Origin of the sequence: Asanoa hainanensis (assembly GCF_900188485.1) — a bacterium.
GTDB lineage: Bacteria > Actinomycetota > Actinomycetes > Mycobacteriales > Micromonosporaceae > Asanoa > Asanoa hainanensis.
The window spans coordinates 202390-216653 of record NZ_FZPH01000001.1 but is presented as its reverse complement, the minus strand read 5'-3'; the positions used below and the strand labels follow the sequence as shown (position 1 = coordinate 216653).

Sequence of the window (14264 nt, the reverse complement as noted above, 5' to 3'; positions counted from 1 at the left end):
TTAACCGACCGCGCGGGCGCGCGACCACGCAACAGCGCCGGAAGGCACGCGCGGCTCGCCGGACGGCAGGTGGCTACGATCGGCGGCGTGTACAAAGCTGTACTGCTCGATGTGTACGGCACGCTCGTGCACGACGACGCGACGTGGGAGGTCTCGGCGGCGTCGCAGGTCGCCCTGTCGGCCGGCGTCTCCCCCGAGGTGGTCGCGCGGGAGTGGACGGCGCGGGTCTGGGAGTTGGCGTCCGCGGCGTACGGTGCGGACTTTCGGCGCCTGGTGGACTTGAACCTCGACGCGCTCGCGTCAACGGCGGCCCATTTCGGGGTGAGCGTGGATCCCGCGCGGCTGCGTCGGCCGTCGGAGCGGCCGTGGCTGTTCGCTGACAGCGTGCCGTTCCTGGCCGGCGTCGACGTGCCGGTCTGCCTCGTGTCCGACGCCGACCGGGACCCGCTGACGGCGGTGCTCGACCACCACGGCATCAGCGTGGCGTCGGTGGTGACCAGTGAGGACGCACGCGCGTACAAGCCGCGTCCTGAGCCTTTCGAACTGGCGTTGCGGCGGCTCGGGCTGGAAGCCGCCGACGTCCTGCACGTCGGTGACAGCCCGGCGTCGGACATCGCGGGAGCCGGCGCGCTGGGCATCGACACGGCGTGGGTCAACCGCCACGGCCGGCGCCTGCCGGGGCGGTTGACCGCCACCTACACGGTCTCGACGCTGACCGCGCTGCTGCCGGTGCTGGCTTCCGCCTGACGGCTCGCGAAGAAGGCTCGGACGTCCGCGGCGAGCAGGTCCGGGACCTCCATCGCGGCGAAGTGGCCGCCGCGGTCGAACTCCGACCAGTGTCGGATGTCGTAGAGGCGCTCGGCCAGCGGCCGCACCGACTGGGTGATGTCGTGCGCGAAGACGGCGACGCCGAGTGGCACCGGGCAGGGCAGGTTCGCCCGCGGGGTCTCGCGGGAGAGCCGGGCCGAGGAGGCGGCGGTCGCGGTCAGCCAGTACAGGGAGATGTTGGTGAGCATCCGGTCGTCGCTGACGGGCTGGTCGGTCCACTGGGCGAACCGCTCGGCGATCCAGGCGAGCTGACCGACGGGCGAGTCGGTGAGGGCGTAGCCGATCGTCTGCGGGGTGAGGGCTTGCAGCGCCTGGTACGGCGGGCGGTTGGCCATCAGCTGCCGGATGTTGTCGAGGCGGGCTTCGTCCGCTTCGGACACCTCGACGCCGGGGACCGGTCGGGTCGGCAGGTAGTTGACGTGCACGCCGACGACGCGGTCGGGTGCCACGGCGCCGAGCGCGGTCGAGATGCCGGAACCGAAGTCGCCGCCCTGTGCGCCGTAGCGTTCGTAGCCCAGCCGGCTCATCAGCTCGGCCCACGCCTGCGCGACCCGCACGATGTCCCAGCCCCGCTCCTTGGTCGGCCCGGAGAAACCGAACCCCGGGATCGACGGGATCACGAGGTGGAAGTCCTTGGACAGCGGCTCGATGACGTCGAGGAATTCGAGGAACGACCCGGGCCAGCCGTGGGTCAGGACCAGCGCGAGCGCGTCGGGTTTCGCGGACCGGACGTGGACGAAGTGGATGTTCTGGCCGTCGATCTCGGTGGTGAAGTGCGGAAGCTCGTTGAGCTTGGCCTCGTGGGCGCGCCAGTCGTAGCCGGTGCGCCAGTATTCGGCCAGTTCCTGGAGCCGTTTGAGCGGGAAGCCGTAGTCCTCTCCCGCGTCGGCGACCTCGTTGGGCCAGCGGGTCCGGGCGAGCCGGTCGGCCAGGTCGTCGAGGTCGGCCTGGGGAACGTGGATGTGGAATGGCTTGATCATGGCGGTGGCTCCGATCGTTGGTGCGGTAAACGTTTGTCCTCCAAACGGTAGCACGATCGTTGGTGCGACCAACGATCGGATAGGCTCGTCACATGGAGACCCCGTCCGCTCGGTGGGAGGGCTTGCCGAGCTGGCTGCTCACCCAGACCGCCGGCCACGCGCAGAGGTTGGTGTCGGACGGATTCGCGTCCGTCGGAGCGCGCGGCTACCACTACCGGTTACTGGCGACACTGGCCGAGCACGGCCCGGCCAGCCAGGCGACGCTGGGCCGCCGCAGCGGCATCCACGTGAGCGACATGGTCGCGACGATCAACGAACTGGCCGACGAAGGCCTGGTAGAACGGGCCCCAGACCCCTCCGACCGCCGCCGCAACGTCATCTCCATGACAGCGGAGGGCAAACGCCAACTGCGGCGCCTGGAGAAACAACTGGCCGAAACCCAGGAGCGGCTACTGGAGCCGCTGTCGCTCGAGGACCGCGCGCGGTTGACCGACCTCCTGTCGACGCTGCTGGCCCACCACAACAGTCGGGGCACTCCCGAGGAGCCGTGGCGCTGACCCGAGGCTCCGACCTGCTAACCGCTTCCCTCGGCCAGCGGTCAACGACCGACCCGCCGCTTGAGCCCGCACGGTCGGAGTTTGCCGACCCGGCCTACCCCGCCGGCCGAGCCCCCCTCCAACGTGGGCCGCCGCCAGAGGCTGGTGCTAGACGGTGAACCGGGCTTTGGCTGGGCCGGACCAGGTAGACGCGGCGAGTGCGATAGCGGAGGCAGCGACCAGGGTGACGGTCCAGCGGTCGTGGGCGGCGGCCCAGACCGCGTCGTTGAGGGGTACCAGCAGCGCCACCCGGTCCGGCAGCAATCCCACCAGGAAGGCGACGGCCAGGAAGGTCGGCGCGGCGATCAGGCCGACTCCGCGTCGGGCCGACCGGCGCCAGATGAGTGCCGCCACCGCGAGCACCGCCACCACCACGGCGGTCGCTTCCAGGGTCAGGTCGCGCCGGGGCAACGGCGCCCCAGCGGCCTCGGCCGCGGTGGCGAGGGTGCCCCACCATCAGCCGGCGAGCAGGATGCCGCCGCCCGCGACCCGCAGGGCCAGGGGTAGCCATGCTGGTGTGGGCGAGGTCGAGGTCGTCGGCCGCGCCGGGTCGTCGAACAGGAACCCGACGCCGAGACCCGCGCACAGCATCGCCAGCCGCAGCAGGATGACGACGGTCGCGGGGTCCGACGGCCCGGACACCACGGCCGGGACGCCCACCATGGCGTATCCGACCAGCAACGCGGCCAGCACCGGCGTCCACCGGGCCGCCCGCAGCACCGGCACAGTCGCCGCCCCGGCGACCGCTGCCCGCCCACCACCATCCCCGGCCCCCGTGCCGGGCCGCGAGGTCGGCCGCCGGCGGTCACGACGCCCGTCCGACCGTGGCGTGAGCCAGTTCCGGTTGCCGATCCGCGAGGTCCCGACCCGCAGTCATGACGCGCATCCGACGTTGGCGTGAGCGAGGCCAGGCTGCCGGACAGGTCGCCGTGCTCGACGCCGAGCAGCACCTGCTCCTCGGCCGAAGGCGCGTCGCCGTGGCGGAACCGGGCCAACAGGCGGCCGAGCCGGTGCCGGGACTGGCGTTTGCGGAGCGCGTCGACCAGTCGCCGCGGCCCGACCCGCCACAGCCAGCCGGCGACATCAGCAGAGGACGACGCGTGGAACCGGGCCGCGCCACGCCACAGGTCGAGGAACGTCTCCTGCACCACCTCGTCGACGAGCCCGTCGTCGGGGCACCGGTGCCGCAGTCGCAGCACCAGCCAGGCGGCGTGTCGCCGGTAGAACGCCTCGAAGGCGGCCCGGTCGCCGGCGGCGACGTGGGCCAACAGGTCGGCGTCGGTCGGTGGTGGTCTCACATCCTCTTCATCGGAATGAGGGACCGTTTTGGTTCGCGTACGCGCGAAGAATTTCTCACATGCCCGGCAGCGCCTGTTGCGGCAACGCCGCGCCCAGGTCACCAGCCATGAAGTGCCGCCGACACAACACCTGATAACGGACGTCGGCGTCGGAAGCGGTGTCGCCGATGACCACCTGCTCGCCCGAGCGGGCCACGACCCCGTTGACGACCCGCGCGTTCAACGTGCCGGGCCGCCCGCACCAGCACAGCACCTCGACCTGGATCCGCTCGACCGAGTCGGCCAGCTCGAACAGCCGCCGGGCGGCCGGGAACAGCACCGAACGGAAGTCGCTGGCCAGCCCGAACGCGAACACGTCCACGTCGTAGCAGTCGACGAGCTCCACCAGTTGCTCGATGTGGTGCTCGCCGTAGAAGCAGGCCTCGTCGCAGATCAGATAGTCGACACCGATCCCGTCGGCCCACTTGGAGCGCACCAGGGCGACCAGATCGAGGTCGTCGGTCACCTCGATCGCGTCGTGGGCCAACCCGATCCGCGTGGTCACCTGCGGGCCGAGAGACCGGTCGATCCGGGTCAGCACCAGGCCGCGCCGCCCCTGCCGGGCGTGGTTGTAGTTCATCTGCAGCGCCATCGTCGACTTGCCGCAGTCCATCGGCCCCCAGAAGAACTTGAGGGCGGCGCCGTGGCGCAACCGCCCGTCGCCGGCGGCGTGGCAGGTGCTGGCCAGGGCGGAGCCGGCCAGTGCGAGGTCGTCGGTCACGATCCGGCAGCCTAACTGCCGGATACGCGAAGTCCGCTCACAGCACGCGCGGCGGCGTGTTCCCCGCGGCCACGATCGCCCGGCGGACAGGCACCGCCAGCAGCAGGAAGAAGCCCACGACGAAGAAGAACACCAACGACACGATGCCGACGCGGTACGAGTTGGTGAGCTGGAACACCAAACCGAAGGCCAGCGGGCCGAGCCAACTCGTACCCTTGTCGCTGATTTCGTAGAAGCCGTAGTATTCGCCCTCTTTGCCCTCAGGAATCATCTGGCTGAACAGCGACCGACTCAGCGCCTGGCTGCCGCCGAGCACGATGCCGATGCACGCCCCGAGGATCATGAACGGCAGCGGCTCCTCCGCCGGCAGCCAGAACGCGGCGATGATCACGCCGGTCCACAGGATCAGGCTGAGCAGCACGGTCTTCCACGCGCCGATCCGCTCCGCGAGCCGGCCGAGCGCGAGGGCACCACCGAACGCCAGGAACTGCACGATCAGGATCGTGATGATCAAGGTGTTCTGCTCGAGCTTGAGCTCCTCGGTGCCGTACTGGCTGGCCAGCGTGATCACCGTCTGGATGCCGTCGTTGAACACCAGGAAGGCGAGCAGGAAGAACAGCGTCAACGGGTACGCCTTCAGGTGGCGGATCGTGCCGCCGAGCTGGCGGAACCCGTCGGTGAGCACGTTGCCGCGCCGCGCCGGGGTGTCGGGGTTGACCACGACGGGCCGGTCGCGCAGCCAGAGCAGCGGCAGCACCGTGAACAGCGCCCACCACACGCCGGCCGACACGATCGACCAGCGGGCGAGGTCCATCGTGCGTTGGTCGTTGCCGTCCTCGCTGAGCAGCGTCACCGCGACCAGGTTCAGCAGCAGCAGCAGGCCGCCGCCGAGGTAGCCGAGCGCCCAACCCCGGCTGGACACCTTGTCCCGGTCGTCGGGGTTCGCCAGTTGCGGCAGGAACGAGTTGTTGACCACGAACGCGGCGCCGAACGAGATGTTGGCGACCAGGAACAGCGCGCCGCCGAGCAGGTAGCGGTCGCCGGTGACGAACGCGAACAGGATCGTCGCGAGCGCGCCCAGGAACGCGAAGCCGGCCAGCAGCCACTTCTTGCGCGGCGTGCGGTCGGCGACGGCGCCCACGATCGGCAGCACGAAGACCTGGAGCAGGACCGAGAGCGAGATGAGGTACGGGTAGAAGGAGCCGGCCGCGATCCCGATCCCCAGTGGACTGACGCGGCCGTCGCACTCGTCGGCGCCGAGCGCGCAACCGGCGGCGAGCTCCGTGACGGTCGTGAGGAACGGGCCGAGGAAGACCGTGATGACCGTGGTCTGGAAGGCCGAGTTGGCCCAGTCGTACATGTACCAGCCGGTGCGTTCCCGCTTGGTGCTCGGCGGCGGCGCGGCGTCGACAGGTGTGGCGGCGGTGACCTCGGCCATCGGATGATCCTCGGGGGTGGTCAGGCGGGCCAGAGGCCACGGGCGATGTAGACGTCGCGCAACACGTCGACGCGATCGGTCATGATGCCATCCACGCCGAGATCAAGTAAGTGGTGCATCGGCTCGGGATCGTCGATCGTCCAGACATGGACCTGCAGGCCGAGCCGGTGGGTGTACGCGACGAAACGCGGATCGACAACGGTCAGCCGCCCGTAGCGGGGTGGCACCTGGGCGGCGACCACCGAGGGGTGCATCTTGATCTGTTTGTTGCGTCGGGAGGCCAGCCACAGCCTGGTCACGCCGCGCATGCCGAGCGAGGTGGCGATCTCGGGGCCCGCCAGCTTGCGGATCTGGGCCAGTCTCGTGTCGCTGAAGCTGGCGAGCAGGACGCGGTCTTGTGCTTTGGCGTCCTTGACGGTCTGGACGGTGGGCTCGATGCCCGGTGTCGCCTTTACGTCGATGTTGAACCGGACCTGCGGCCACGCCGCCAGGACATCGTCCAGCCGGGGTACGGCGGCCGACCCCGCGACGCGTACCGTCTCCAGGTCCTTGATCGTCAGGTTGCGGATCTGCCCTGGTTGGCCGGTCAGTCTGCGCAGGTCAGAGTCGTGGAAGACGACCGCGACGCCGTCGCGCGTGCCGTGCACGTCGGTCTCGACGTAGCGGTAGCCGAGCCCGACAGCACGAGCGAACGCCTCGGCGGTGTTCTCGTCGCCGTCGGCGGCGCCGCCCCGGTGGGCGAACGCGATCGGCGTGGGCGCGTCAAGGTACGGGTGCACGCGACGGAGTATGCCGGGCCGAACCGACGATAGGGTGTCGGCCATGCGGGCGGTGGGCATCGATTTCGGTACGTCCCACACGGTGGCGGTGGTCGCCGTCGATGACGCGCCGCCCCGACCGCTGCTGTTCGACGGCTCACCGCTGCTGCCGTCCGCGGTTTTCCTGGACGAGTCGGGCCGGCTGGTGGCGGGCTCGGACGCGGTGCGGGCGGCCCGGTTGGACCCGGCCCGCTTCGAGCCGAACCCGAAACGCCGGGTCGACGAGGGCTCGGTGCTGCTGGGCACGCGGACGGTCCCGGTGTCGTCGCTGGTGGGCGCCGTGCTGACCCGGGTGGCGGAAGAGGCCCGGCGCTGGGCGGGCGAGGCGTACTCGGTGGTGCTCACCCACCCGGCCGGCTGGTCGGCGCAGCGCCGCTCGGTCCTGGTCGACGCGGCGTCGCTCGCGGGCCTGCCCGACAACCCGACCCTGCTGCCGGAACCGGTCGCGGCTGCGCGTTACTTCACCGCGGTGCTGCGCGCGTCGGTGCCGGAGGGTGCGGCGCTGGCGGTGTACGACCTGGGAGCCGGCACGTTCGACGCCGCGGTGGTGCGGCGCTCCCCCGCCGGTTTCGAGGTGCTCTCCGCCAGCGGGTTGCCGGACGTCGGCGGCCTGGACCTCGACCAGGCGCTGGTGGAACACCTGGGCGAGGGCTACTCGTCGTCGCGGACCGCCGTGTGGAACGGCCTGCTGACCCCGGCGGACACGGCGGCGCGCCGCCAGCGGGCGCTGCTGTACGACGACGTGCGCGGCATGAAGGAAGCCCTGTCCCGCACGTCGTCGGCGGACGTCCACTTGCCGGTGCTGGAGGTGGCGGCCCACGTCACCCGCGACGAGCTGGAGCGGCTGTCCCGACCGATGCTGGCCCGGACGGTCGACTGCCTGGCCCGCACGATCGCCGACGCCCGCCTGTCCGAGGACGAGCTGGTCGGGATCTTCCTGGTGGGTGGCTCGAGCCGAATGCCGTTGGTGGCCCGGCTGATCCACCAGGAACTGGGCATCGCCCCGACGGCGCTGGAGCAGCCGGAGACGGTGGTGGCCCAGGGCGCGGTCAGCGCGGACGCCGCACCCCGGGTGCCGGCGCAGCGGGGACCGGGCGGGTTCGGGCCGGCGTCCGATTGGCCGGTCTCACCGTCCGCCGGACCGACCGCCCCCGGCTACCCGGTGCACGGGCCCGGTGGGGTCGGGCCCGCATCCGACTGGCCGGTATCACCGACGGCTGGGCCCGGCGCACCTGGCTACCCGATGCCCGGGCAGCACGGACCCAGCGGCGTCGGACCCGGATCCGACTGGCCGGTGTCACCGACAGCCGGGCCCACCGGGCACGGTTCCCCGATGCCCGGGCCCACAGGGCACGGTTCCGCGATGCCCGGGCAGCAGGTGCCCGGCGGGGTCGTACCCGCGTCCGACTGGCCGGTGTCGCCGACGGCTGGACCGACCACGCCCGGCTACGCGGTGCCCGGGCAGCGCGCGTCGAGCGAGTCGCTCTCTGGCCAGGACGCGGCGGATCTGACCGTGCCCGTGGGGCCTGCGCCGAGCTACGTCGGACCCGGTCAGGCCGTCGGGTACCCGGCTCCGGCCAGCCCCGCGACCGGCTACAGCGGGGATCCCGCCGCCCCTGGTCACCCGCGGGCCGCCCCACGTCTGACCTCGGGCCGCGCCGGGCTCGCCTGGGTGGTGACCCTCAGCGCGCTGGTCGCGATCGCCACGACCGTATTGGTCGTGCTGCTCGCCAACGGCTGACCCGGCGCCCGAAACCAGCGTCGGCGACCGCAGCGGTTACCCCGCACGTTGGACGGCCGCCCGGCATGGCCGGCGGGGCCTAGCGCTCTCCACCAAGCGCTTCCGGGCTCGCCCAGAGGCAGACCCCAACCCGCCTGCGCGGCCGTTGCGTGGCGGGACTACGGCTCGGCGCGGATGGGAGGGCGTCCGGTCGCTCCGAATCAGTCCTACCGCCCAGCCAGCGGCGTCACCGAGGCAGCGCAGGCAGCGTTCCCGACGCGAACGATGTCCGCCGCTGCGAGCCGGCCGCTACGGGTCGCCACCGGCCGATAAAGCCAGGTCACCGAGCTCGCGCCGCGCAGCGAGCGGCTTGCGCGGGGCGGCGTTGGCGCCGATCGCGATGCGGGCGACGACCGTCCGACCGGCCACCGCGTTGCGGGGCCGTTGGCTGGCCGGTCAGCCCACTGGTGCTGGCGCTGCTGAGCGCATCAAAGCGACATAGCCCTCCTCGAGTGATGGGGTGACCAGGACGGCGTCGGGGGCTGGTGGTTGGGGGCTGACGACGCGGTAGTGGGTGCCGTCGGTGCGGGCGATCGCCGAGACCACGACGCCGTCGGTGGGTGGCGGGCCGGGGGTGACGATCTCCCAGGTGACGCCCTCGGCGCGGGCCGTCAGGTCGGTGACCGCGCCGGTGAAGGCGACGCGGCCGCCGGCTAGGACGGCTGTTTGGCGGCAGGTTTGGGCCACGTCTTCGACGATGTGGGTGCTGAGCAGGACCGTGCGGGCGTCGGCCAGGCTGGATAGCAGGGTGCGGAAGCGGATCCGCTCCTCGGGGTCGAGGCCGACGGTTGGCTCGTCGACGATGAGCAGGGCCGGGTCGCCGAGCAGTGCCTGCGCTATGCCGACCCGGCGGCGCATGCCGCCCGAGAAGCCCTTGAGCTTGCGGCCGGCCACGTCGGACAGGCCGACCAGGTCGAGCAGCTCGGCGGCCTGGCGTCGGCGGGCCGCGCGGTCGTCGAGGCCTTTGAGCAGACCCACGTAGTCGAGGAACTCCGTCGGCGTCAGGTCCGGGTAGAGGCCCAGGTCCTGGGGTAGGTAGCCGAGGCGGCGTTGGACCGCTACCCGGCCGGCGCGGGTCGAGAGGTCGTGGCCGCCGGCGATGACGCGGCCCGACGTGGCCGGCAGCACGCCGGCCAGGATCCGCATGAGGGTGGTCTTGCCCGCGCCGTTGGTGCCGAGCAGGCCGAACATCCCGCCGGCCACCGTCAGGTCGACACCGTCGAGGGCGGTCACCCGGCCGAAGCGGCGCCGCAGGTCAGCGATTTCGATGTGCACGATGGGTCCTCTCAGGCCTTCGACGGCCAGGTCTGGCGGGTGCTGCGGTGTGCGACGACCGCCGCGGCGGCGAGCGGGATCAGCCCGCACAGCACCACGACGGCCACGCTGAGGGCCGCGGTCGCGGCGGACGGGTCCGGGCGGAGGAAGGACAGGAAGCCTGGAGTGCCGGCGAACAGGGCGGTGTGGCCGTTGGCCAGCAGCCAGGTCGCGCCGTAGTCGCCGATCGGGGTCAGCAGCGTGCCGGTCAGCGAGGGCAGGAAGTCTGGCGCGAGCATGTTGCCCCAGAACCAGTAGCCGACGAACAGGACCCGGAATAGCGGCACCGAGACGATGACCGGGCACACCAGGGCGAAGCCCGCCACCATCGCGATCCCGGGAAGCGTGACCACCACGAACGCGACCAGCGCCCACCCGATCAGGGCCGGGTCGTGCCGCTTTGGTAGCTCGGTGATCGCCGCCAGCAGCAGGGCCGCCAGGCCCGGTAGGGCACACGCGCCGATGCCGCCGAGGTATTTGCCCGCCAGCCGGGTGGCCGGTGCGTGCGGCAGGCTTTCCAGCAGCGGCTCGACGCGGAGCTTGCGGTCGCGAACCAGCCGGTCGGCGAGCAGCATGCCGTAGGCCAGCGGCATCAGGATCGCGAACAGCAACGCCCAGGTGCCCATCACCTCCCGCGCCGGCGTGCCGACCGGGAGGCTGCGCGGGCCGCGGTCGCCCTGGAGCACGATCAGCGCGCCGCCGAGCAGGGTCGCGGCGATCCACAGTGAGCGTTTGCGGGCCTGCATGCGGAACTCGTAGCGGGCCACCGCCAGCAGCGCGGTCACGCGTCCTCCTCGGAGAGCAGTCGTTCGGGCTTGCTCAGGACAGCGGCGGTGACCGCCAGGAACAACAGGCCGCCGGCGAGCAGACCGACCCGGTTCGCGGCCCAGCCCGGACCGTCGCCGACCCGGCTGGTGAAGAACAGGAACAGCGGGCGCAGCAGCGGACTGCCCACGAACGCCGACGCCCAGACCTGCTCGGCCAGCCACACCAGGGCGACGGCGCTGCTGGCCAGCACCGTGCTGCGGGTCGCCGCCGCGACCAGCGCCGCGAACCCGGCCAGCCAGAGCGTCGGCGCCGCCCACACCAGCAGGGCCGCCACGCCGCTGGAGCCGGTGCGGTAACCGGCCAGCGCCACCACGGCGGCGTAGGCGAGGCAGAGCACGGCGGCGACCGCGCCGAGAACGCCGAGCCGGCGGCCGATGGTGGCCAGGTGTGGGGTCGGCAGCGACAGGTGCAGCTCGCGGCAGCTCTCGCGGGTGACGATGGTCAGGGCGACCATCGCGACCGCGAGCGGCGTGATCGCCTCGAGCCCGGCCAGCAGCAGCGTCTGTGCCTGGGCGCGGCTGCCGTTGGTGGCCCGGATGAACACGGCGATCGCGGCCGCGAAGAGCAGGGCGGCGGGCGGGGCCAGCAACGCCGCCGGGCCCGCGCGGCGGGCCTCGTGGAGCCAGATGGTGAGGGTCACGGTGATGGGTACCGGGTGGGGTGGGAAAGGTTCATCGGAGAACGGCGGGAATTGCGCGATGCCGGCCGGCCAGCGGTGCGAGGGCCACCGTCGCGACCGCGACCACGACGGCGCCGAGCACCAGCGGCAGGCCCGGTCGCCACAGCGCGTCGAGGATCGGTGCGACGCCGTGGTCCAGAATCGAGGTCGGTGCCAGCAGCCGCAGCACCCAGCAGGCCATCACCACCGCGATGCCCGCCTCGTAACGCCAGAGCACCGCCAGCGCGAAGCTCGTCGCGGATAGCGGCACCAGCGGGCCGAACCAGGTCACGAACAGCTCCGCGAGCAGCAGGTCGCCGCGCGGCAGGGCGATCGCGAGCGAGGCCGCCGTGCCGAGACCGACGGTCACGGCCAAGACGAGGGTGAGGCGGGCGAGGACGAGTACGCGGGTCGAGGTGGGCGTGGCGCGGACGAGCTCGGCGGCCTCACCGTCGGCGCTGCACGCGGCGGCCACCGAGACCGCCGCCACCAGGGGCACGACCAGCGCGAGCAGGTCACCGGCCCGCCCAGCCGGTGCGGACGCGGCGTAGCCGGCGGCGGCCGCGATCACCACCAGCGCGATCGCCCACACCCGCCACCCGATCAGCCGGACCTGCCGCGCCAGCAGCCCCCACGCGACCCGCGCGGACGCCAACCAGCGCCGGGCCGGCGCGCTCGTCGGGAGATAGCGAGGCACGATCAAGGCGCCCTCGCCTGCCGGCACGAACTCGCGAGCGGCGATCTGATCGTGGTTTGACAGCGCGGAACTGCCTCGGACAGTTGGCCCGGTCGATCGCACGCTCTCCCCGCTCGTCGAGGCCCGAGCGTCATGCGCGGGCGACGGTCCGGAGCCAGCCCAGACAGCGCGCCCGTCCGACGGCGACAACGCGGCATCAGACCGAACAGCACCCCAGTTCGACGGCAGCGCCCCGGGCGAAGGGACCTGCTCGGGCCCGACCACGTCGGGCGACGAGGCCACGTCGAGCTCGGATCCAACCGTCTCGGGCGGTCGCGTGCCCACCGACAGCCTGGCCCGGACGGCCGCGAACGGTGGCGGGTCCGGCGGGGTTGCGGCGAGGGTGGCCGTGCGTATCCCCGTGGCCAACGTGGACCACGACGCCGCGTCGGTGCGGCACGATGCGCAACCGACGAGGTGGCCTGCGATCTCCGCCGCCTCGGGCGGTGGGAGCGTGCCGGCCGCATAGGCCGGTAGCTGGTCGACGGGGTGGGTCATCGGCCGGCCTCCTTCGCGGTGAGCTGGTCGACGGGTAGGGCCCTGGCCAGGGCGGCGCGGGCCATGAACAGCCGGCTCTTGACCGTGCCCAGCGGGATGCCGAGCAGCGTCGCGATCTCGGCCATGGGCAGCTCGGCGACGAACGTCAGGTGGAGCACCTCGCGGTGACCCGCGGGCAGCCGCGCCAGCGCCCCACCGACCGCGGCGACGTCGGCCCTGGCCAGAGCGATCTCGTCGGGCGTGGCCACATTGCTCGGGATCGACGCGGCCGCGTCCAACGGCAGGGACGGCGGTGGCATGGAGCGGGTGCGCTTGCCGGACTGGCGGCGGCAGATGCCGAACAGCCACGTCCGCACGGTCGACCCGCCCGCGAACCTGGCCGCCGCGCCCTGCCACACGCCGACGAACGTGTCCTGCAGCGCCTCCTCCGCCTGCCCCCGGTCGGCGGTCAGCTGCACCGCATAGCGCAGCAACACCGCCGCGTGGCGGGCGTAGAGCTGCTCCAGTGCCTGCTCGTCGCCGCCCGCCACGCGGCGCACCAGCGCCTCGTCGGACTCGTCCATCGCTTGTGAGTACCACCGGGCCGCAAGAAGGTTCACCGCCTGTGGCGCCGATTACACATCTCTCACGAAGACGATCCCGTCGATCTGGGAAAGGTGGGCCGGAGACAGCGGCGCGTAGCCGAACCACGGCGACACCCGGGGCTCGCGCACGTCAACCAGCTCCGTAGGAGAGACGACAAAACGGTCACCCGCCAGCGCGTACAACCGGCCTTCGAGAGTCTCCGGCGGCGGCACCGGAACCCCGCGACCACGGATCGTGCCGATCGCCGTGGCCACAAACCCATAATCCGCCCCAAGTCGGGCGTTGACGAGAGCCCCGGCGCCCCACCACGACAGCTCCTGACCACCCATCCGCATCCCACTGCGATCCCGCTGCAGGTGGCTGTTGTGGGCATGGACGAACACCGGGCCGACCGCCCCGAGGGCGAGCAGGTTCGCGGCCATCATCGCGTCCCGCACCCCCGCCAGCCGCGCCAGCCGGCCAGGTGACGAGTCGGCCATCCAGAAGTGATACCGCAGGAGTCCGACAGCGGTACGCGCGTACAGGTGGACCAGCTCGTCAGGAGCGAAAACGGGCGCCTGCTCCGCCAGCAAGGCCACCAGATCGTCGGCGACCGCCCGAAGCTCCGGCCGCGCCCGCCCGACCGACGCACCCGGATCCATCATCGCGGCGCGATTCGTCCAAAGATCATCAGAGCCGAGCAGCCGATCGAGCGTCGCCGCGTCGCACGGGAGCAGATCGGCGTCGACCCGGTCGGCCAGCGCGGAGTGCAGTGCGACCAGCGCCGGCCGAGGGCTCGCGGCGGCCTCGATCTCCAGCGGCCCGTCGAACCCCGCGAACCGCACCCATTCACCCGCCGAACGACCCTCGTTGTACGCGCGCATCCAGCGCACCAACTCACGATTGCCGCCGAAGGCACCCCAACCATGGCTGAACCCGCGCGCCATCACCTCGTCCAACGACCCGCGCCCCGTCGTGACGTACTCGTCCACGACCAAGCCCATCAGGCAGTCGCTCTCGATCGCGATGGTCCGGTACCCCTCGTCGACGAGCGATCGGAACACCTCGTTGCGTACGTCGAGCAGCACGTCTTCGCCATGGGTGGGCTCACCGAGCCCGAGGATGCGCGGTCGTCCAGGCAGCAGCTTCAGCACAGTCATGCCACTCA

General features: G+C 72.0%; 15 protein-coding genes and 1 pseudogene. 3 read left to right on the top strand and 13 right to left on the bottom strand.

What is annotated here, in order from left to right:
* The first annotated feature begins 87 nt into the window (after nt 1–87).
* Entirely contained in the window at nt 88–747 is a 660-nt protein-coding gene (locus tag CHC05_RS01070; RefSeq protein ID WP_089244640.1) for an HAD family hydrolase, read from the top strand.
* Here the strand turns inward: CHC05_RS01070 and CHC05_RS01065 are convergent.
* Nucleotides 696–1808, bottom strand: coding sequence for an epoxide hydrolase family protein (locus CHC05_RS01065; protein ID WP_089243667.1), 1113 nt, complete (start codon nt 1806–1808; stop codon nt 696–698). The genes CHC05_RS01070 and CHC05_RS01065 overlap by 52 nt on opposite strands.
* A 92-nt stretch (nt 1809–1900) precedes the next feature.
* Here CHC05_RS01065 and CHC05_RS01060 point away from each other — a divergent pair, with 92 nt between their 5' ends.
* The gene (locus CHC05_RS01060) at nt 1901–2365 is read left to right on the top strand and encodes a MarR family winged helix-turn-helix transcriptional regulator (RefSeq protein WP_089243665.1); all 465 of its coding nucleotides are present in this window, start codon (nt 1901–1903) and stop codon (nt 2363–2365) included.
* A 147-nt stretch (nt 2366–2512) separates the two neighbouring features.
* On the opposite strand, the gene CHC05_RS01055 is transcribed toward CHC05_RS01060, so the two are convergent.
* The 6 genes and pseudogenes from CHC05_RS01055 to CHC05_RS01035 all read right to left on the bottom strand — a co-directional run bounded on the left by CHC05_RS01055 (nt 2513) and on the right by CHC05_RS01035 (nt 6724).
* Nucleotides 2513–2815 carry a hypothetical protein gene (locus CHC05_RS01055; protein ID WP_089243663.1) on the bottom strand — a complete coding sequence of 101 codons (303 nt, stop codon included), beginning with the start codon at nt 2813–2815 and terminating at the stop codon, nt 2513–2515.
* Nucleotides 2816–2860: 45 nt separating this feature from the next.
* Nucleotides 2861–3130, bottom strand: coding sequence for a hypothetical protein (locus tag CHC05_RS42245; protein WP_245870600.1), 270 nt, complete (start codon nt 3128–3130; stop codon nt 2861–2863).
* Nucleotides 3131–3432: 302 nt separating this feature from the next.
* A pseudogene (locus CHC05_RS43350) lies at nt 3433–3702 on the bottom strand (RNA polymerase sigma factor); the annotation flags it as partial.
* A 55-nt stretch (nt 3703–3757) separates the two neighbouring features.
* A complete protein-coding gene (locus CHC05_RS01045) occupies nt 3758–4462 on the bottom strand; it encodes a thymidine kinase (RefSeq protein ID WP_425426693.1) in 705 nt (234 codons plus the stop codon).
* Nucleotides 4463–4499: 37 nt separating this feature from the next.
* The gene (locus tag CHC05_RS01040; RefSeq protein WP_089243658.1) at nt 4500–5900 is read right to left on the bottom strand and encodes an MFS transporter; all 1401 of its coding nucleotides are present in this window, start codon (nt 5898–5900) and stop codon (nt 4500–4502) included.
* 20 nt (nt 5901–5920) lie between these two features.
* Entirely contained in the window at nt 5921–6724 is an 804-nt protein-coding gene (locus tag CHC05_RS01035; protein ID WP_089244638.1) for a glycerophosphodiester phosphodiesterase family protein, read from the bottom strand.
* Between CHC05_RS01035 and CHC05_RS01030 the strand changes: the two genes are divergently transcribed.
* Entirely contained in the window at nt 6723–8459 is a 1737-nt protein-coding gene (locus tag CHC05_RS01030) for an Hsp70 family protein (protein ID WP_179266001.1), read from the top strand. The genes CHC05_RS01035 and CHC05_RS01030 overlap by 2 nt on opposite strands.
* Before the next feature lie 435 nt (nt 8460–8894).
* On the opposite strand, the gene CHC05_RS01025 is transcribed toward CHC05_RS01030, so the two are convergent.
* Genes CHC05_RS01025 through CHC05_RS01000 form a run of 6 tightly spaced genes read right to left on the bottom strand, consistent with a single transcriptional unit; the run spans nt 8895 to nt 14256 of the window.
* On the bottom strand, nt 8895–9773 hold the full coding sequence (locus CHC05_RS01025) for an ATP-binding cassette domain-containing protein (protein WP_089243653.1): 879 nt from the start codon (nt 9771–9773) through the stop codon (nt 8895–8897).
* Nucleotides 9774–9784: 11 nt separating this feature from the next.
* Entirely contained in the window at nt 9785–10597 is an 813-nt protein-coding gene (locus CHC05_RS01020; protein ID WP_089243651.1) for a hypothetical protein, read from the bottom strand.
* The gene (locus CHC05_RS01015) at nt 10594–11280 is read right to left on the bottom strand and encodes a hypothetical protein (protein WP_089243649.1); all 687 of its coding nucleotides are present in this window, start codon (nt 11278–11280) and stop codon (nt 10594–10596) included. The genes CHC05_RS01020 and CHC05_RS01015 overlap by 4 nt, the downstream gene beginning before the upstream one ends.
* A 31-nt stretch (nt 11281–11311) precedes the next feature.
* Nucleotides 11312–12532: a zf-HC2 domain-containing protein gene (locus CHC05_RS01010; protein ID WP_089243647.1), complete on the bottom strand. Its 1221-nt coding sequence runs from the start codon at nt 12530–12532 to the stop codon at nt 11312–11314.
* Nucleotides 12529–13095: an RNA polymerase sigma factor gene (locus tag CHC05_RS01005; protein WP_089243645.1), complete on the bottom strand. Its 567-nt coding sequence runs from the start codon at nt 13093–13095 to the stop codon at nt 12529–12531. The genes CHC05_RS01010 and CHC05_RS01005 overlap by 4 nt, the downstream gene beginning before the upstream one ends.
* 51 nt (nt 13096–13146) lie before the next feature.
* Nucleotides 13147–14256 carry an erythromycin esterase family protein gene (locus CHC05_RS01000; RefSeq protein ID WP_089243643.1) on the bottom strand — a complete coding sequence of 370 codons (1110 nt, stop codon included), beginning with the start codon at nt 14254–14256 and terminating at the stop codon, nt 13147–13149.
* Nucleotides 14257–14264 lie beyond the last annotated feature (8 nt).